The sequence below is a fragment of the Micromonospora sp. RTBAU3-60 genome (assembly GCF_054963695.1).
In genome coordinates this window covers 19,661-37,453 of sequence record NZ_JBUEGB010000010.1, presented here as the reverse complement: position 1 = coordinate 37,453, position 17,793 = coordinate 19,661, and the positions used below count along the sequence as shown (strand labels likewise).

Below are 17,793 nucleotides of genomic sequence, written 5' to 3'. Positions count from 1 at the left end.
TGGGCATTACGGTGCCCAGAGCCCGGGTACGTCCTCCTGGGCGGTCAGAAGGTCGCCTTCGGCGCACCCGGGCCCGCATCGATCCTGGTCGGTCCAGCGGCCGACGGCCGTACGTCGAAGTCGAAGATCTCGGTCGGCAGGTAGACGGTGGCGCAGGAGTTCGGGATGTCCACCACCCCGGAGAACCGTCCCTCGATCGGCGCCGCTCCGAGAAGCAGGTAGGCCTGCTCGGGCGCGTAACCGAAGGTGGTCAGGTAGTCGACGGCGTGCAGGCAGGCACGCTGGAACGCCAACTGGGAGTCGAGGTAGCGCTGTTCGCCGTCCAGGGTGACGGAGATGCCGGAGAAGGCCAGCCACTGGCAGTACTGCGGATTGGTGTTCCCCGGCAGGAAGATGACGTTCTCGGAGACGCCGTAGGTGTCCATGCCGCCCTTGATGAGGTCGACGTGCAGGTCGACGAAGCCGCCCATCTCGATGGCGCCGCAGAAGGTGATCTCCCCGTCGCCCTGGGAGAAGTGGAGGTCACCGACGGACAGGTTGGCGCCTGGCACGTAGACCGGATAGAAGACCCGGGAACCCTTGGTGAGGTTCTTGATGTCCTGGTTTCCGCCATTCTCGCGGGGAGGCGCCGTACGGGCGGCCTCCGCCGCCACCCGGTCGAAGTCGGCGCCGCTGAGCGTTCCGAGGATCGCGTCGCGCGGCTCGGGCGGCAGCGACAGGGGCGGCACGCGGTCGGGGTCCGTGGCCCGCAGCGCCGCTTCCCGTTCGTTCCACTTCGCCAGCAGCTTCGCCGACGGGGCGGTGCCCATCAGCCCGGGGTGGATCATTCCGGTGAACGTGACCCGCGGAACGTGCCGGGACGTCGCCTTCTGCCCGCTGAAGTCCCAGATCGCCTTGTAGGCGTCAGGGAACCGGTCGGTGAGGAAACCCCCGCCGTTGCGCTTGGGGAAGATGCCGGTGTATCCCCAGCCCTGGCCGGCGAGCGGGCCCGAATCCTCCTGCGGGATGGGGCCGACGTCGAGGATGTCGACCACGAGCAGATCGCCGGGCTCGGCACCCTGCACCGCGAAGGGCCCGCTGAGGGCGTGCACCTTCGACAGGGGCGCGTCCCGCACGTCCACCGCCGAATCGTCGTTGTGGATGGCGCCGTCGAACCACTCGCGGCAGTGCACCCGGAACGACTGCCCGGGCCGGACGGTGACCGCGGGCGGGATGTCCGGGTGCCATCTGTTGTGGCCGATCTTCTCCTGGTCGGTGAAGCTCCTGGTCGAGTCCAGCGGGAACAACAGTTCGGGCATAACCGCCTCCTCTTCACCAGGTGCCGCGTCGCCCGCGCGGACCTGCGGTTCCGGCTCCTGCGGTCACGGCCGCGGCAGGCGATCCTGGAGCGGGTTGACCGGGCGCCGCCTCGCCTGCTGCCCGCCAGGAATCGCCGACACCACGTCGGGCTGCTCCGCGCTCCGCTCCGCCCGGTCGATCGCCGCGGCCAACCGGCGTGGCGTGCGCACGAGCAACGGCGCGGAGAACACTCTCACCCCGTCGGCGCCGCACAGGGAACAGGGGACCCGGGCGGTGGCCTCGCCGATCGGGAACGACGCCGCGAACTCGCCGTGCCGGGAACATCGGTACGTGTAGGTCGCCACCCCGCCTCCCCTCGGCTGAGACACGCCCCGCAGTGGGGTGCCCGTGCTGCCAAGCATCGGACGCGGGCAGCCCGCCGCGCAGGCCAACGCCGCAACTGGTGAATGCTGGGGCAACAGTCCTGCTCCGTGACGCGGCACGGGCAAGCCGCCGGTGCCGACCCGTCAGTCCCCTGGGGGCAGCCGAGCGGCGCCGTCGGGCCAGAGGACGGTGGTGGGGATGCCGCGCCGCCGCGCCCACTCGACGGTCCGGTCCGTCGACGCCGCGTGGCAGCCCGGTTCGCCGTCCCAGACCGCCACGAGTCGCTGCACCCGGCGCACCAGCTCCCGGTTGGCGGCCACGTAGGCGGCGGTACCCGAGCGGTCGTACCCGGTGTGGATGACCTCGACCGCCCGGGCGAGCAGCTCGTCGAAGGCGGCCCGGTTCTGCGGGCCGATCACGGCGGTCCGGTAGTCCTCGGCCGGCAGGATCACCTCGTACGTGCCGCCGGTGGCCAGAATCGTCCGCGCGAAGACCTGATCCGCACCGGCCGCCAGGCAGGTGACGCCGTGCACCGGCCGGTCGCTGATCCGGCGCAACTCAGCGCGGAGCGCGTCGGCGACGAGCGCCTCGGTGGCGCGGGTCAGATTGATGTGCCCGGTGATGCCGACGCGCACCGGCACGGGGTCAGTTGACATCCCCCGGTCCTCTCCGCTGCGTGGGCACCGCGGGTGCCAGTCGGATCAGCTCGAATCCGTTGTCGGACAGCACGTCGGGCAGCGCCCGGATCTCCTCGCGGTTCTGCTCCTGGACGTCGGGGGTCAGCTCGTCCCACGGCCGCAGCGCGGGATGCCGCCGCCGCAGGTCGTCGCGGGGTTCCCCGTACGTCCAGCCCTCCCCGCGCCGTTCCCGGCACCACCGTTCGTGCTCGAGGCGGGCGAGTTCCTCGATCCGGTCGTCGATGGCCAGCCCGGCGGCCGAGGCGTCGCCGGTGCTGCCGTGCCGGGGCGCCACGACGCAACCGAGCTTCAACAGCTTGGCGGCGATGTCCTGGACGTGGGCCCGGTTGGCCCGCCGCAGCGACTCGGGCAGTCGCGACCAGTCCACCATCGCCGGCGAGTCGCCGGGGCGTACCCCGGCGCGCTGCTGGGCCTGCAGGTAGCGGTCGTGGATCAGCCGGGCCAGCCGCTCGGTGAGGTCCTCGGCGATCAGCCGGGCGTCGCAGGCGTGGGTCAGCACCGGATAGAGGCGGAGCTTGCCGTGCACCTCGTCGAGCAGGTCGTGGCGGGAGTCGCCGTGGAAGGCCGCGGCGAGCGCCGCCTGCCGGTAGACCGGTACGAAGACGGAACTCTCCGCGCCCCGCCAGAGGGCGGGTGTGTCCAGCACGTACTGCAGGCCGCTGGTCTCGTCCGGCCCGCAGATGTAGATGCGGTCGTAACGGTCGCGTTCGAGCTGGTCGAGCTCGACGAGACCGGCGAGGTCCACGTTGTACCCGGCGAGTTGGCAGACGGTGGTCAGGAACGGGTAACGGGACGCGGCGAGGGCGAGTTCGGTGGTGGCGTCCGGGGCCACCAGGTCCACTCGCAGCGGCGCGCCGATGTGGCCGGGAGGGGTGTCGGCGCGCCGGGCTCGCCAGTGCCGAGCGGTCTCCACCAGCAGGGCGCGGCGGAAGGCGCCGGTGCCGGCGATGAGGACCCTGGTCGGCCGGCCGGCCACGCGTGGCAGCGGGTGGTGCCGGTGCAGCGCGCGGGCGGCGACGTCGTCGACATCGAAGTAGTCCAGGCGGAGTCGGCTGGATCCGGCGGCGCCGAGCCGTCGGGCCTGCAGCGACAGGCACATCTCGGAGTCGTGGACCAGGACGTAGACCCGAGGTGGTTGCCGGCGGTCCTGGATGAGCTGGCTGGCGGTGTTGGCGATCGCGTGGTTGCGGTCGTCGTCGTCGGTGCAGGCGTAGATGGTGTGGGCCTGGGGCAGGCCGGCGCCGCGTAACACCTCGGCGCTGGTCGGGTCGCCGACGACGCCGAGATACCGGCGCCGGCGGTACTCCAGCGGTCCGAACGGTACGGAGCGCACCACGACCACCCGTTCGCCGTCGGCGAAGAGCCGGTCGGCGAGCATGTGGGCGAACTGGGAGTCGCCGCAGACCAGGACGTGACCGCGGGCTCGTCGGGCGCGGAGGCGGCGGATCTCGGCGGCCAGCAGCAGCCGGCCGGTCTCGGCCACGGCGAGCAGGGTGAACAGCGGGGCGGCGAACCGGGCGACCTGCAGCTGCCACGGGTAGGGGCCGGCGTTCTGGAAGGGTTCGGCGCTGAGGACGAACAGTTGCAGGTCGTAGTAGAGCACGTCGTACGGGTCGTGGGCGGTGTCCGGCCGTACCTGGAGCAGGCGCTCGAAGCCGATGTAGCCGAGGACGAGGGCGGCCAGGCCGATGACTCCGAACACGATTCGCAGCCACCATCCGGCCGGGCGGGAAAAGCCTGCGACCGGGTCCGTCATCGAGCGGCTCTCAGGACGGTGGGACGGTGGTGGCGCGGGCCGTCGCGGCGGGGACGCCGGTAGGGGCGGCGCGGCCACCGGGTTGCGACCATGCGGCACATCGTATTTGACGGAGTCGATCACGGCCGTGCTCGACGCACCGACCGACTGCACCGAGCCGGACGAACCTCGACCGGGAACGCCTGAGCGACAATCGACGGCGTGCGGTTCGGCATTCTGGGCGCGACCGAGGTGTACGCCGCCGACGGTCGCCGGCTCGCCGTCGGCGGGCCGCGGCTGCGTGCGCTGCTGGTGCTGTTGCTGCTCGACGCCGGCCGGGTGGTGGCGCGGGAGCGCCTGATCGACGGCCTGTACGGCGGCGAACCGCCGGCCGGCGTGGCGAATGCGCTGCAGTCACAGGTGTCCCGGCTGCGCCAGGTGCTGCCGGCCGGTCCGGTCGACCCGGTCGAGTTCCATCCGGCGGGCTACCGGCTCGCCGTCGACCCGGAGGACGTCGACGCGCACCGGTTCCTTCGCCTGGCCGACACCGGGCGGGCCGCGCTCGGTGCCGGTGATCCGCGCCGGGCCGCCGAGGTGCTACGCGAGGCGCTCGCGCTGTGGCGCGGGGATCCGCTGGCGGATGTGCCGGAGGCGCCGTTCGCCGCGGCGCAGGCGGCGCGGCTGTGGGATCGCCGGCTGGCCGCGACGGAGGACCGGATCGAGGCGGAGCTGCGGCTGGCGGCGCCCGGATCGCCTGCCGTCGGGGCGCTGGTGGCGGAGCTGCGGGAGCTGGTCGCGGCCCACCCGTTGCGGGAGCGGCTGCACGGCCAGCTGATGCGCGCGCTGCACGCCGACGGCCGCCGGGCCGAGGCGCTCACCGCCTTCGCGGACCTGCGCCGCCTGCTCGCCGACGAGCTGGGCACGGACCCGTCCGCCGAATTGGTCGCGCTGCACACGACCCTGCTGCGCGACGAGGTCGAGCCGCGCGCCGGGGCGGCGCCGCCCCGGCTGCCCCCGCTGCCCGGGCAGTTGAGCAGCTTCGTGGGCCGGGAGGAGGAGTTGCGCCGCCTCGGCAAGTTGCTCGGCGAGGCCCGGCTGGTCACGCTGCACGGCCCGGGCGGCGTCGGGAAGACCCGGTTGGCCGTCGAGGCCGCCGCCCGGCACGGCGGCGAGGTGTGCCTGGTCGAGCTGGCGGCGGTGCCGGCCGGCGGGGAGGTGGCGCCGGCGATGCTGGCCGCGCTCGACCTGCGTGACGCCGCGCTGCGCGTGCCGGGCGGCCCCCGTGACGTCACCGACCGGCTGGTCGCGGCGCTCGCCGACCGCGGGTTGCTGCTCCTGCTCGACAACTGTGAGCACGTCGTGGCCGACGCGGCCCGGCTCACCGCCCGGCTGCTCCGGGCCGCCCCGCTGGTGCGGGTCCTGGCCACCAGCCGCGAACCGCTCGGCGTGACCGGGGAGGCGCTCTGCCCGGTGGCCGGCCTGCCGGTGCCGTCCGGCAGCGTCGCGCCCGGGTTGGCCCGGGAGTACGCCGCGGTACGGCTGTTCGCGCACCGCGGCGCCGACGTGGCGCCGGGGTTCACGGTGGACGAGACCACGACGCCTGCGGTGCTGCGGATCTGCCGTACCCTCGACGGCCTGCCGCTGGCCATCGAGCTGGCCGCCGCCCGGTTGCGGGCGCTGCCGGTGGCGGAGGTGGCGGCCCGGCTGGACGACCGGTTCCGGCTGCTGAACCGGGGCAGCCGGGTCGCGGAGCCGCGGCACCAGACCCTGCGCGCGGTGGTCCGGTGGAGCTGGGACCTGCTGGACGAGCCGGAACGGCGGCTGGCGCGCCGGCTGAGCGTCTTCGCCGGTCACGCCGACCTGGCTGCCGTCGAGGGGGTCTGCGCGCCGGTGGGCGCGGACGTGCTCGACGTGCTGACCGGCCTGGTGGAGAAGTCGCTGGTGGACGCCGCCGACGGGCGTTTCCGGATGCTGGAGACGGTGCGCGCGTTCGCCGCCGAGCGGCTCGCCGAGGCGGGCGAGGCCGACGAGCTGCGCCGGGCGCACGCGGCGTACTTTCTGGACCTCGCGCGGGCGGGCGACGTCGGGTTGCGCGGCGCGGCGCAGCTGGACTGGCTGCGGCGGTTGGACGCGGAACGCGACGACCTGCTCGCCGCGCTGCGCCGGGCGGTGGCGGCCGACGACGCGGATGTCGCGTTGCGGCTGGTCGCCGCCCTGTCGTTCTACTGGTGGCTGCGCGGGCTGCGGGGTGAGGGGGCCGCGCTGGCCGGGCGGCTCGTCGACCTGCTCGGCGGCCCGCCGTCCGGGCTCGCCGAGGAGTACGCAATCTGCCTGCTGGTCGCCACGGTGAGCGGCGGCGGAGCCCGTCCCCTGCACATCGGCCCGGCCAACGACATCCTCTGGAATCTGGGGCGGCCGCCGGAACACCCGTTCCTGCTCTACCTGTCCGGGATGATCGCCGGTCCCCCACCGCAGGAACGGATGCCGCTGCTCGCGCAGCGGCCGAACGCGCTGCTCGGCACCGACCCGTGGAGCCAGGCGCTGGGCTCGTTCGGGCTGGCGATGCTGTGGCTGCTCCACGGCCGATACGACGAGGCCCGCGCGGACCTGACGGTCGCCCTCGACGGCTTCCGCGCGATCGGCGAACGGTGGGGCATGATCCTGGTCCTCAGCACGCTCGCCGAGGGGGCCTACCGGGTGGGCGACCCGGCGGCGGCCGCCGAACCGATGGCGGAGGCCCTGCGGCTGGCGCACGAGCTCGGCTCCGCGCTCGACATGGCCGAGCTGCTGCGGACCCGGGCGGACGGGCGGCTCGGGGTCGGTGACCTGGACGGGGCGGACGTCGACTACCGGCGGGTGGTGGAGGTGGCCCGGCCGGCGGGGGCGCCGGAGCTGGTCGCCGCGGCCCACTACGGGCTCGGCGAGATCGCCCGCCGGCGGGGTGACCTGGACCGGGCGCGGCGGCTGTGCGAGCAGGCGGTGGCCGAGTGCCCGGCCGGCTGGTTCGGCGCCGAGGTGGTGCGGCTCGCGGCGCTGGTCGCGCTCGGGCAGCTCGCCGACGCGGTCGGGGACGCGCCGACAGCGCGGGCCCACTACCGGCAGGTGCTGGGTGCGACCCTCGGGGTCTGGGACGTGCCGACGGTCGGCGCCGCGGTGGAGGGTCTGGTCGGGCCGGTGCTGCGGCGGGGTGCGGCCGAGCAGGCGGCGCTGCTGCTCGGGGCGGTGTCGGCGCTGCTGCACGGCACCGGTGCCGGCGAGGCGGCGCGGGCCGCGCCGGTGGCGGCGGCCGCCCGGGCCGAGATCGGGGACGCGACGTTCGAGCGGGCCTTCGCCCGGGGCGCCGGGCTGGGCCGGGAGCAGGCGCTCGCGCTGCTGGACGAGCGCTGACGGCGGCGCGGCCGCCCGTCAGCGGACGGTGCGCGGCCGGTCAGCGGGCCCGGCGACGCTGCCGGCATGACCTACGAAACATCGGCCGTCGTCGCCGAGGGGCTGCGCAAGTCGTACGGCGGGACGCCCGCTCTCGACGGGTTCGACCTGACCGTGCCTACCGGCACCGTGTGCGGGCTGCTCGGCCCGAACGGCGCGGGCAAGACCACTGCGGTGCGGATCCTGGCCACCCTGCTGCGCTTCGACGCCGGCCACGCGAGGGTGGCCGGGCACGACGTGACCCGGCATCCCGAACGGGTCCGCGCGCTGATCGGGCTGACCGGGCAGTACGCCGCGGTCGACGAGATCCTCAGCGGACGGCAGAACCTGATCCTGTTCGGCCGGCTGCGGCACCTGCCGGCGCGGGTGGCCCGGCGGCGGGCCGACGAGCTGCTCGAGCAGTTCGGGCTCGCCGACGCGGCGGACCGGTCGGCCGGGGCGTACTCCGGCGGGATGCGCCGCCGGCTCGACCTCGCCGCCAGCCTGATCACCACGCCGCGGGTGCTGTTCCTGGACGAGCCCACCACCGGACTGGACCCGCGTAGCCGCAACGGCCTGTGGGAGGCGGTCCGGTCGCTGGTCGCCGACGGCACCACGGTGCTGCTCACCACCCAGTACCTGGAGGAGGCGGACCAGCTGGCCGACCGGATCTCGGTGGTGGACTCCGGCCGGGTGGTGGCCGAGGGCACCTCGGCCGAGCTGAAGGCCCGCATCGGCGAGGACCGGATCGAGCTGGTGGTTCGGCACGGCGCCCAGCTGCCGGCCGCCGCCGGCATCGTCGAGCGGGCCACCGGCGGGCCGGTGACCTCGGATGCGGAGATCCGGCAGCTCAGCGCGCCGGTCGTGGACCGGATCGGCGCGCTCGCCGACGTCATGCGGGCGCTGCAGGATCACGACATCGCGGTCGAAGATGTCGTGCTGCGCCGGCCCACGCTGGACGAGGCGTTCCTGCGGCTCACCGGGCAGCGGTCGGCCGGCCCCCGTGAGGAGGTGGCGGTGTGAGCACGGCAGTCGACTCCCGGCGCGGCGCGGCCGCAACCACGGCAGAGGTCCGGACGGCTGGGGTGTTGGTCCGGCTCGGCTGGGCGGTGGCCGACGGTTGGGTGATGGCCGGGCGGAACATGCGGCACGTGGTCCGTTCGCCGGAGGAGATCGTCCTCTATTTCACGCTGCCGATCATGTTCGTGCTCGTCTTCGGTTACGTGTTCGGCAGCGGCATGGCGGTGCCCGGCAACGGCAACTACCGGGAGTTCCTGCTGCCCGGCGTGTTCGTGATGACGATGCTCTACGGCCTCGGCGCCACCGCCTCGGCGGTCGCCGTCGACGCCAGCCGAGGCGTGGTCGACCGGTTCCGCTCCATGCCGATGGCCCGGTCCGCGCTGCTGACCGGGCGGGCCGGCGCGGACCTCGCCCGGGCTGTGCTGGAGCTGGCCACCCTGGTGGTCTGCGGCCTGCTCGTCGGCTGGCGGTGGCGCAACGGACTGGGCGACGCCCTGGCGGCGATGAGCCTGATCCTGCTGCTGCGGCTGGCGCTGACCTGGGTGGGCATCCTGTTCGGCCTCCTCGTGCCCAACCCGGACACGGTCGCGGTGATCGTGTTCCCGCTCGCCTTCCCGCTCACCGCCCTGTCCAACGTCTTCGTCGCCCCGGACCTGCTGCCGCGGTGGCTGGGCACGGTAGCCGCGTGGAATCCGCTGTCCGCCACCGTGGCGGCCGCGCGGGAGCTGTTCGGCAACCCGGGCATCGGCGGCGAGTCGTGGGCGGCGCAGCATCCGCTGGTGCTGGCGGTCGGCTGGCCGGTGCTGCTCATCGTGCTGATCGCGCCGCTGGCGGTCCGCCGCTACCAGCGGCTCAGCCGCTGATCCGCCAGGCTCTCCGATGCCGAGGAGGCGGGTGCCCCGCGCCCGCCTCCTCGCCTGCCGCTCTCAAGCTGCCGGCCGGAAGAGGGCAGCGGCGGATCGATGATTTTTTTAGCATCGATTAATCGACAAGCGTCGCCCGTCTGTCCTCCGGGAGGGTCCATGTCCCTACGCAGAGCCATAGCGTCGATCGCCGCGTCCGCGTGCCTCCTGGCCGCGGGACTGTCCGTCGACATGGCGCCCGCGGTCGCCGTGCCGACCACCACCGCCGTCTTCAACAACCCGATCGGTACGGCCGCCGAGGAGGCGGCGATCCAGACCCGCCTCGTGGAACTGATCGACGGCGCGCCGGCCGGCTCCCGCATCCGGATGGCGATGTTCTACGCGACCGACGCCACCGTGCCCAACGCCTTGATCGCGGCGAAGAACCGGGGGGTGAACGTCCAGGTCATCTTCAACGACAACGACTCCGCCAAGGCGCCGTACGCCGCCCTCGTGACGGCGCTCGGCACCAACCTCGGCGCGGCGTCGTGGATCCTGTTCTGCCCGGCGGGCCGCGGTTGCATCGGCAACCGGGTGTTGAGCACCGTCGAGTCGATCAACCACAACAAGTTCCTCCTCTTCTCCAGCACCCAGGGCGCCTCGAACGTGGTGGTTCAGTCGACGGCCAACCTGCACACCGGCCGGGACGGGCTCGGCGGGTGGAACGCCGCGCTCGTCCTGGTCGGGAACACCGCCATCTACAACGCCTACAGCGGCTACTTCGACGACCTCAGGGCTCGCGTGGCCAACAACAACTACTACGACACCGGCCGACCGGCGGTGACCTCCGGCAACGCGAAGATCCACTTCTACCCGCGGCAGGAGAGCAACGGACAGCCGTACAACGACCCGAACGAAGACGCGATCATGACCGTGCTCAACAACGTCGCGTGCTTCGGCAACTCGGTGGCGGGCACCCAGGACGGCACCCACCGCACCATCATTCGGGTCAACCAGGCCATCTTCAGCCGCACCTACCTCGCCTCGAAGCTGTGGGCGCTGGACAACGCGGGCTGCTACGTCGAGGTGGTGGAGCGGTACGACTCGGGCAGCGGCTCCGAGGTCACCGCGATGAAGAACCTCCTGGCCGCCACGAACAGCGCCTACGGCGGGCCGGTCGTCAAGTACTACTGCGTCGGCGACAGCGTCTGGACGCACAGCAAGTACCTGCAGGTGGAGGGCAACTACTACGGCGGCGCGGATCGGACGATCACCTGGGTCGGCAGTCACAACTTCAGCTACAACTCGCTGCGCCAGTCCGACGAGACGCTGCTGCAACTGGAGGACACCACGGTGTTCAACGCGTTCCGGACCAACTTCCGCACGGTCCGGGACGCCGCCGGGATCAGGTCCGTCGCCAACGGCCGTACGGTGACCTGCCCCTGACGGAGTCGCTGGGATAACCCTCGTGCTCGGCGGAGCCGTGCCGGTGAGGTGGCGGGTGCCCACGCACCCGCCTCCTCCCCTGCCGGCTCGGGCTACCGGCCCTCGACGGCAGGGACGCTCGCGTCGAGCGAGCTGGAACGTGCCAGTTCACCCCGAGCGCGGGAGGCAGCAGCAGCCGGAAGAGGCGGCCTCGCGGATCGTCAGCTGACGCGGTTCAGGGCGCGTCTGTTGTTGCGCGAGCGCCCGTACTCGGGGACGCGGTAGCCGTCGTCGGTGAGCATCCGGCGCGCGGCGTCGAGCCCGGTCAGCGCCGCCCCGTACGCGGCCACCTCCCGCTGGAAGTGCTCGACCTTGGCGTACCAGAACTTCAGCTCCGGGTTCATCCCCTTGGCGTTGCTGTAGTTGACGATGTCGGCCTCGGGCGTGATGCCGCGGCGGGCGTAGCAGCGATCGAAGCGCGCCTTCGTCCGCTCGTACCGGTCGGTCATCGCGGTCAGGCCGGCTTCGGCCTCCAGCAGCTTGGTCTGCAGGTACTGCACGTACCCGCGAGGTATCGACGGGACGGTGAGCGCCGTTCGGCGCGGGGACACAGCGGACATGTCGGTCACCCGACCCGGCGGACGACACGCCCGTGCCACGCCTGGGAACAGGCCGGCGCGAACGGCCGCCAGTGCTGGGCGCGGCGGCTGTGCAACGCAGCCGGCGCCCGCCGTCGACGAACGGATCCACCCTGGAAAATCATGATCGGCCGCCCTCCTTCGAATGCGGTGATCGAGTCGCCTCGCCTCGCCAGCGGGTAACCACCGGGGGCCGGGCGTCCAGCCGGCGCGGATCGACTCGTGCGGGGTGAGGCAGCGTCGCCCCATACCCACTGCAGTGCAGTGACGTCCTTCTACCCGCACCGACGGCGGACTATGCGTAGGCCGTGCGACGCGTCGTCGGTCTGGAGCGGGCGCGGCCGGCATGCAAGAGTGTGGGACCGGCGGCGGTCGACGATCGACCGCACCGCCGCTGAGCAGGGAAGGCAGCCCGCCGATGTTCAACACTGCACGCCTGCAGGTCGTCCTGGAGATCGCCCGGCACGGCACGATCGTCGCCGCGGCCGAGCAGCTGGGGCTGAGCCCGTCCGCGGTCTCCCACCAGCTCGCCACCCTGGAGCAGGAGGCCGGGGTGGCGCTGGTGGACCGGGGGCCGCGCAGCCTGCGGCTCACGGTCGCGGGCCAGCGCCTGGCGGACTACGCGCAGCAGATCGCCGATCTGATGTCGGCGGCCCGGGACGAGCTGTCCGCGCACGGCGCAGGCCGCCGGGGACTGCTGCGGATCGGGTTCTTCGCCACCGCCGGCACGGAGCTGCTGCCGCGCGCGCTGTCCAGCTTCACCCGGGACCATCCGCAGGTCGAGCTGGCGCTGATCCTGGGGCAGCCGCACGAGCTGCTGCCCCGCCTCCAGCAGGGCGAGCTGGACCTGGTGGTGGTCTTCGACCATCCGCTGAGTCCGGCGCAGGAGTTGCCGTACGCGAAGGTCGAGCCGCTGATGGTGGACCCGCAGTTGGTGGTGCTCCCGGCCGACCATCCGCTCGCCCGCCGGCGGCGGCTGCAGCTCGGTGACCTTGCCGCCGAGCCGTGGATCACCACCCTCGGCGTGCAGGGCGAGGTGTCGGTGCTGGAGTTGGCGGCGCGGGCCGAGGGCTTCGCGCCGCGGATCCGGTGCCGCAGCGACCACTACGAGGTGGTGCTGGGCCTGGTGCGGGCCGGTGTCGGGGTGGCGTTGGTGCCGTCGCTCGGTCTGCGCAATCCCGGCGGGGTGGCGGTGCGGCAGCTCGCCCACGCCAGTCTGCACCGGGAGATCGGTGTGGCGTTGCGCCCCGGCAACCCCAATCCCGTGGTCGGGAGGTTCGTTGAGCGGCTGACCGACGCGGCGGTGGAGCTCAGTCAGGAGTTGTCCGGGCGGTGGGGTCCGGCGAGCCGGTCGACCACGGTGCCCCAGCGCCGCAACTCGGCCACGGCGGCGCGCTCGGCCGCGGGTTCGAACGCGGCGATCACGGCGTAGACAACGGTGTGCCGGCCGGAGACGATCCCGACGTCGGCCCGTACCCCGGTGTCGGTGCCGGTCTTGTTCTCCACCCGGACGCCGTCGCTCGACCACGGGTCGTGGCCGACCGAGTCGGCGACCATCGCGCGGTCGGTGTTCCCGGCGAGCCAGCCGCGCAGCAGCCGGCACGCCTGCGGGCTCCGCCACGTCCCCGTCGCTACCTGGGCGAGGAAGGCGCAGAGCTCGCGGGCGGTGCCGGTGGCAAAGGTTTCCGGTACGCCGGGGCCGCGCTCGGCGCGGATGCGGTCGTGCACGGTGGTGTCCCGTAGCCCGGCGCGGCGGGCCGCCTGCTGCAGGGCGTCCAGCGTCACCAGCCGCAGCAGGGCGTTGGTGGCGGCGTTGTCGCTGACGGCGGCGACCGCCGTGGCCAGGTCGGCGACCGTCCAGCACGTCGGCGACAGCCGGCCGAGCAGGCCGGTGCCGCCGACGTCCCGGTCGTCGTCGCGCAGCTGCACCGGCTGGTCCGCGGCGAGCGTGCCATCGGCGAGCCGCTGCGCCACCTCGCCGAGGAGCAGGACCTTGCCGACGCTGGCCAGCGGCAGAACCAGGTCGGGTTCCGCCGAGAGGCAGTGGCCGTCCTCCAGCCGCCGCACCATCGCCCCGACCCGCATGGCTCGACCGCCGCGAGCCGCGCTCACGGCCGTCCCGCCCCGGTCGGCGCCCGATCCGGTACGGCGAGCACCCGCCCGGGCCGGGCGTCGGTGACCGTGCCGTCGTCCACGACGACCTGGCCGCCGACCACCACGCACCGCACACCGCCCGGCGGTGCCAGCGGGTCGTCGTAGGTGGCGCCGTCGGCGACCCGCTGCGGGTCGAGGACCACCAGGTCGGCTAGGTAGCCGTCGGTGAGCAGTCCTCGTTCCGGTAGGCCGAAGCGGCGGGCGGGCATCGACGTCATCTTGTGCACCGCCGCCGCCAGGTCCAGCAGTCCCACGTCGCGCACGTAGTGGCCCAGCACGCGGGCGAAGCTACCCGCCCACCGCGGGTGGGGGCGGCCGCCCTTGGGTACGCCGTCCGAGCAGAGCATGGTCAGCGGGCTGACCAGCACCCGGCGTACGTCGTCCTCGTGCATGGAGTGGCTGAGGATGGTGACGTCGCCGCGTTCGGCGGCGAGCAGGTCGCAGGCGTAGTCGACCGGGTCGACGCCGCGCGCGGCGGCCAGGTCGGCAATGGTGTGCCCCTGGGTGTCCGGGTTGTTCGGGGCGGACGCGACGCGGATCAGGTCCCAGCCGCCGTTGCCGACGGTGTTCTCCCAGCCCGGCACCCCGGCGACCAGGTCGTGGCGGATCCGGTCGCGGACCGCCGGCTCGGCGGCGGCGGCGAGCATGGCCGGTACCCCGTCGGCGATCAGCCACGGCGGCAGCATCGCGTGCAGGGCCGTGCTGCCCGCCGTGTACGGGTAGACGTCGCAGGTGACGTCGAGCCCGTCGGCGCGCGCCTGCTCGAGCCGGGCGAGGGTGCGGATGGTGCTGCCCCAGGCCCGCCGCCCCGCCGTCTTGTGGTGGGAGACCTGCAACGCCGACCCGGCCGCGGTGGCGATCTCGATCGCCTCCTCCAGGGCCGACTCGACCTGGGACATCTCGTCGCGCAGGTGTGTCACGTACGGCTTGCCGTGCGCGGCCGCCACCCGGGCCAGCGCGATGACCTCGTCGGTGCTGGCGTTCACGCCCGGTGAGTAGATCAGGCCGGTGGACAGGCCGGCGGCGCCCGCGGCGAGCGCCTCGTCGAGCAGTTGGCACATCCGCCGGATCTCCGCTGGCGTGGCTCGCCGCTGGGCGAAGCCGACCACCGCGGCGCGCAGCGTGCCGTGCCCGACGAGGGCGGCGAGGTGGTTGCGCCGGGCCACGCCCTGCGCGTCGGCGAACTCGGCGAACGACGCGTACGCCGACGCGGGCGGGCCGAAGGTCGCGGCGATCAGCTCCCGCACCGGCCCGTCGCGGTCGGGCGGGATCGGGAAGGGGCTGATCCCGCAGTTGCCGCAGATCTCCGTGGTGACGCCCTGGAGCAGCGGTGCCCGGCGCAACGTCTCGCGCTGCGCGTCGTCGCCGGCGAGCAGGTCGGAGTGGGTGTGCACGTCGATGAAGCCCGGCGTGACGACCAGCCCGGTCGCGTCGACCACCTCGACGCCGGGGGTGCGGCTGCCGGTCGGCAGCAGGACCAGCCGCCCGTCCCGTACCCCCACGTCGGTCGGACGGGCTGGGGAGCCGGTGCCGTCGATGATCTCCCCGCCGGTGATCAGCAGGTCGAGGCGCGCCATCACAGCACCTTCGACAGGAAGGCGCGGGTACGGTCGTGCTGCGGTGCGGCGAGGATCTCGCGGGGTGGCCCCTGTTCGACGATCACGCCCTCGTCCATGAAGACGAGGTGGTCGCCGACCTCGCGGGCGAAGCCCATCTCGTGGGTCACCACGATCATGGTCATGCCGCTGGCAGCGAGGTCCTTCATCACGTCCAGCACCTCGCCGACCAGTTCCGGGTCGAGCGCCGAGGTCGGCTCGTCGAAGAGCATCAGCTTCGGCGACATGGCCAGGGACCGGGCGATGGCCACCCGCTGCTGTTGGCCGCCGGAGAGCTGGGCCGGGTAGTGGTGGGCGCGGTCGGCCAGCCCGACCCGGTCGAGCAGGTCGGCGGCCCGCTGTCGCGCGTCGCTCGTCGGGACGCCTTTCACCGCGATCAAGCCCTCCATCACGTTCTCCAGGGCGGTGCGGTGCGGGAAGAGGTGGAAGCGCTGGAAGACCATGCCGATCGACTCGCGCTGCCGGCGCAGGCGCGCGTCCGGCAGCGGCCGCAGCCGGCCGCCGCGCTCGGAGTAGCCGATCAGGTCGCCGTCGACGTAGACCCGGCCCGCCTGCGGTTCCTCCAGGTGGTTGAGGCAGCGCAGCAGTGTGGACTTGCCGGAGCCGGACGGGCCGACCACGCAGACGACCCGGCCGCGTTCGATGGTCAGGTCGATGCCGCGCAGCACCTCGAGGCGGCCGAAGCTCTTGCGCAGGGACCGGCACTGCACCATCGGCGGGGTCATCGCGCGCTCCCGGTGAGCCGCAGGTTGCGGGCGATCCGCCCCCGCAGGGTGCCGGGTGTGGTGGCGCCGAAGCCGCGGCTGAACCGGCGTTCCAGGAAGTACTGGCCGATGCTGGCGACGGTGGTCAGCACCAGGTACCAGATGGACGCGACGATCAGCAGGGCGATCACCTCGAAGTTGGTCAGGTAGAGCCGCTGGGCGACGGTGAGCAGGTCGGCGCCGGCGATGACCGACACGAGCGAGGTCGTCTTCAGCATGGAGATGAACTGGTTGCCGGTCGGCGGGACGATGATCCGCATCGCCTGGGGCAGCACCACCCGCTTCATGATCTTCATACGGGACATGCCCAACGCCGCTGCGGCCTCCTGCTGGCCGGGGTCGACCGCGCGCAGGCCGGCCCGGACGATCTCGCTCATGTAGGCGCCCTCGTTGATGCTGAGCCCGAGCAGCGCGGCGACAAAGCCGGTGACCAGGGTGTTGGTCTCCCAGGTCACCAGCTTCGGACCGCCGAACGGCACGCCCAGGCCGACCTCCGGGAAGATCAGCGCGATGTTGAACCAGAAGATCAGCTGCACCAGCAGCGGCGTGCCGCGGAAGAACCAGACGTAGGCCATGGCGCCCGCGCGCAGGATGCGGCTGTCGGAGACCTGCATCAGCGCCACGATGACGCCGAGCGTCACGCCGATCGCCATGGAGGCGACGGTGAGCTGGATGGTGACCCAGAGTCCGTCCAGGATGACCCGGTCGAGCTGGTACTTGACGACGATGTCCCAGTGCAGGTTCGGGTTGATCGCGATGGTCCAGGCCAGCCAGGCCAGGATCAGGGCGGTCGCCCCGGCGGCCAGCCAGCGCCCCGGTCGCAGCGGGTGGCTGATCCGGTTCGCCTCGGGCGTCTCGGGGGCGGCGGGCCCGGCCTCGCCCGGGCCCGCGACGGTCTCCTCCACGGGTGTGCTCACTTCTGGTCGTTGACCGTGGCGGTCTTGACGGCGCTGCCCTGCACGCCCCACTTCTCCATGATCTTGGAGTAGTCGCCGGAGTCGATCAGCTCCTGCAGCGCCTTGCGCACGGCGTCGCGCAGTTGGCTGTCCTTCTTGTCGATCGCGATGCCCCACGGGCCGGCCTCGTACTGGGCCTCCAGCACGTCGTACTTGCCGCTCTGCTGGGCCAGCATCTTGGCCACCGGGTAGTCGACGATGGTGGCCACCGCGCGCCCGGCGTCGATCTGCAGCAGGCCGGTCGGGGCGTCCTCGCTCTGCGAGATGGTCATCTTCTTGGCGCACGAGGCGTTCTGCTTCTCGCCGATGGCGAGGTTGGAGCTGCCCTTGGCGAGGACCACGGCCCGGCCGCACAGGTCCGCCAGGTCCTTCACCCCGGCAGGGTTGCCCTTGGCCACCATGATCGAGCCGCCGGCCTGGAAGTAGTCGACGAAGTCGACGGCCTTGCGGCGTTCCTCGGTGTCGCTCATCGAGGACATCGCCAGGTCCCAGCGGTCGGCCTGCAGGCCGGGGGTGAGGCCGGGGAAGCTGGCGTTGGTCATCTCCAGCTTGAGGCCGAGCCGCTCGGCGATCGCCGCGGCCAGATCCGGGTCGACGCCGGTGAGTTCCTGGGTCCCGTCCTTGTACATCTCCATCGGCGGGTAGCCCTCGGCGGTGGCGACCCGCAGGACGCCCTTGTCCTTGACGGCGGCCGGGAGCAGGTCGGCGGCCTTGGCGTCGGCGGCGACCGAGGCGGCGCCGGCGCCCGGTGGGGTCTGCCCGCTGGTTGAGCGTCCGCAGCCGGTGACGGCGAGCGAGAGTGTGGCGAGACCGACGACGATGCGAAGCGCACGCTTGCTGACCACCGGAAACCTCCTGGCTGAGACGACTGGCGGGGA

Annotated in this window: 15 protein-coding genes; 5 read left to right on the top strand and 10 right to left on the bottom strand. The window is 73.0% G+C overall.

Annotation, left to right across the window (positions count from 1 at the left end; all coding sequences use genetic code 11):
• Window positions 1-44 precede the first annotated feature (44 nt).
• The 4 genes from fmdA to ACY34I_RS12380 form a co-directional block, all read right to left on the bottom strand.
• Window positions 45-1,298: a formamidase gene (gene fmdA / locus ACY34I_RS12395; protein WP_462754919.1), complete on the bottom strand. Its 1,254-nt coding sequence runs from the start codon at window positions 1,296-1,298 to the stop codon at window positions 45-47.
• 63 nt (window positions 1,299-1,361) lie between these two features.
• Window positions 1,362-1,643: a zinc ribbon domain-containing protein gene (locus ACY34I_RS12390; protein ID WP_462754918.1), complete on the bottom strand. Its 282-nt coding sequence runs from the start codon at window positions 1,641-1,643 to the stop codon at window positions 1,362-1,364.
• A 162-nt stretch (window positions 1,644-1,805) separates the two neighbouring features.
• Window positions 1,806-2,318 (bottom strand): hypothetical protein, encoded by a 513-nt coding sequence (locus ACY34I_RS12385; protein ID WP_462754917.1) that lies wholly within the window; start codon window positions 2,316-2,318, stop codon window positions 1,806-1,808.
• Window positions 2,308-4,062 carry a RyR domain-containing protein gene (locus tag ACY34I_RS12380; protein ID WP_462754915.1) on the bottom strand — a complete coding sequence of 585 codons (1,755 nt, stop codon included), beginning with the start codon at window positions 4,060-4,062 and terminating at the stop codon, window positions 2,308-2,310. The genes ACY34I_RS12385 and ACY34I_RS12380 overlap by 11 nt, the downstream gene beginning before the upstream one ends.
• A gap of 255 nt (window positions 4,063-4,317) precedes the next feature.
• On the opposite strand from ACY34I_RS12380, the gene ACY34I_RS12375 reads away from it, so the two are divergent.
• From ACY34I_RS12375 to ACY34I_RS12360, 4 genes are all read left to right on the top strand, one after another.
• A complete protein-coding gene (locus tag ACY34I_RS12375) occupies window positions 4,318-7,482 on the top strand; it encodes a BTAD domain-containing putative transcriptional regulator (RefSeq protein WP_462754914.1) in 3,165 nt (1,054 codons plus the stop codon).
• 66 nt (window positions 7,483-7,548) lie between these two features.
• Window positions 7,549-8,523 carry an ATP-binding cassette domain-containing protein gene (locus ACY34I_RS12370; protein ID WP_462754913.1) on the top strand — a complete coding sequence of 325 codons (975 nt, stop codon included), beginning with the start codon at window positions 7,549-7,551 and terminating at the stop codon, window positions 8,521-8,523.
• The gene (locus ACY34I_RS12365) at window positions 8,520-9,383 is read left to right on the top strand and encodes an ABC transporter permease (protein WP_462754911.1); all 864 of its coding nucleotides are present in this window, start codon (window positions 8,520-8,522) and stop codon (window positions 9,381-9,383) included. Before ACY34I_RS12370 ends, ACY34I_RS12365 begins: the two co-directional genes overlap by 4 nt.
• Before the next feature lie 159 nt (window positions 9,384-9,542).
• Window positions 9,543-10,808: a phospholipase D-like domain-containing protein gene (locus tag ACY34I_RS12360; protein ID WP_462754910.1), complete on the top strand. Its 1,266-nt coding sequence runs from the start codon at window positions 9,543-9,545 to the stop codon at window positions 10,806-10,808.
• 200 nt (window positions 10,809-11,008) lie between these two features.
• Here the strand turns inward: ACY34I_RS12360 and ACY34I_RS12355 are convergent, their stop codons facing one another.
• On the bottom strand, window positions 11,009-11,407 hold the full coding sequence (locus ACY34I_RS12355) for a hypothetical protein (RefSeq protein ID WP_148797427.1): 399 nt from the start codon (window positions 11,405-11,407) through the stop codon (window positions 11,009-11,011).
• A gap of 436 nt (window positions 11,408-11,843) precedes the next feature.
• Here ACY34I_RS12355 and ACY34I_RS12350 point away from each other — a divergent pair, with 436 nt between their 5' ends.
• Entirely contained in the window at window positions 11,844-12,857 is a 1,014-nt protein-coding gene (locus ACY34I_RS12350) for a LysR family transcriptional regulator (RefSeq protein ID WP_462754908.1), read from the top strand.
• Here the strand turns inward: ACY34I_RS12350 and ACY34I_RS12345 are convergent.
• Genes ACY34I_RS12345 through ACY34I_RS12325 form a run of 5 tightly spaced genes read right to left on the bottom strand, consistent with a single transcriptional unit; the run spans window position 12,740 to window position 17,760 of the window.
• Window positions 12,740-13,510: a serine hydrolase gene (locus ACY34I_RS12345; RefSeq protein WP_462754906.1), complete on the bottom strand. Its 771-nt coding sequence runs from the start codon at window positions 13,508-13,510 to the stop codon at window positions 12,740-12,742. The genes ACY34I_RS12350 and ACY34I_RS12345 overlap by 118 nt on opposite strands.
• Before the next feature lie 23 nt (window positions 13,511-13,533).
• The gene (locus ACY34I_RS12340; protein ID WP_462754905.1) at window positions 13,534-15,156 is read right to left on the bottom strand and encodes an N-acyl-D-amino-acid deacylase family protein; all 1,623 of its coding nucleotides are present in this window, start codon (window positions 15,154-15,156) and stop codon (window positions 13,534-13,536) included.
• Window positions 15,156-15,920 carry an amino acid ABC transporter ATP-binding protein gene (locus tag ACY34I_RS12335; RefSeq protein ID WP_462754903.1) on the bottom strand — a complete coding sequence of 255 codons (765 nt, stop codon included), beginning with the start codon at window positions 15,918-15,920 and terminating at the stop codon, window positions 15,156-15,158. The genes ACY34I_RS12340 and ACY34I_RS12335 overlap by 1 nt, the downstream gene beginning before the upstream one ends.
• A complete protein-coding gene (locus ACY34I_RS12330; protein WP_462754901.1) occupies window positions 15,917-16,876 on the bottom strand; it encodes an amino acid ABC transporter permease in 960 nt (319 codons plus the stop codon). The genes ACY34I_RS12335 and ACY34I_RS12330 overlap by 4 nt, the downstream gene beginning before the upstream one ends.
• Window positions 16,873-17,760: an ABC transporter substrate-binding protein gene (locus tag ACY34I_RS12325; protein ID WP_462754899.1), complete on the bottom strand. Its 888-nt coding sequence runs from the start codon at window positions 17,758-17,760 to the stop codon at window positions 16,873-16,875. The genes ACY34I_RS12330 and ACY34I_RS12325 overlap by 4 nt, the downstream gene beginning before the upstream one ends.
• Between the last annotated feature and the right edge of the window lie 33 nt (window positions 17,761-17,793).

Excerpts from the sequence above, each read along its gene's own strand:
- ACY34I_RS12350 (WP_462754908.1), top strand. The coding sequence starts at position 11,844 with ATGTTCAACACTGCACGCCTGCAGGTCGTCCTGGAGATCGCCCGGCAC.
- ACY34I_RS12345 (WP_462754906.1), bottom strand. The coding sequence starts at position 13,510 with ATGCGGGTCGGGGCGATGGTGCGGCGGCTGGAGGACGGCCACTGCCTC.
- ACY34I_RS12355 (WP_148797427.1), bottom strand. The coding sequence starts at position 11,407 with ATGTCCGCTGTGTCCCCGCGCCGAACGGCGCTCACCGTCCCGTCGATA.
- ACY34I_RS12360 (WP_462754910.1), top strand. The coding sequence starts at position 9,543 with ATGTCCCTACGCAGAGCCATAGCGTCGATCGCCGCGTCCGCGTGCCTC.
- ACY34I_RS12370 (WP_462754913.1), top strand. The coding sequence starts at position 7,549 with ATGACCTACGAAACATCGGCCGTCGTCGCCGAGGGGCTGCGCAAGTCG.
- ACY34I_RS12385 (WP_462754917.1), bottom strand. The coding sequence starts at position 2,318 with ATGTCAACTGACCCCGTGCCGGTGCGCGTCGGCATCACCGGGCACATC.
- ACY34I_RS12335 (WP_462754903.1), bottom strand. The coding sequence starts at position 15,920 with ATGACCCCGCCGATGGTGCAGTGCCGGTCCCTGCGCAAGAGCTTCGGC.
- fmdA (WP_462754919.1), bottom strand. The coding sequence starts at position 1,298 with ATGCCCGAACTGTTGTTCCCGCTGGACTCGACCAGGAGCTTCACCGAC.
- ACY34I_RS12340 (WP_462754905.1), bottom strand. The coding sequence starts at position 15,156 with ATGGCGCGCCTCGACCTGCTGATCACCGGCGGGGAGATCATCGACGGC.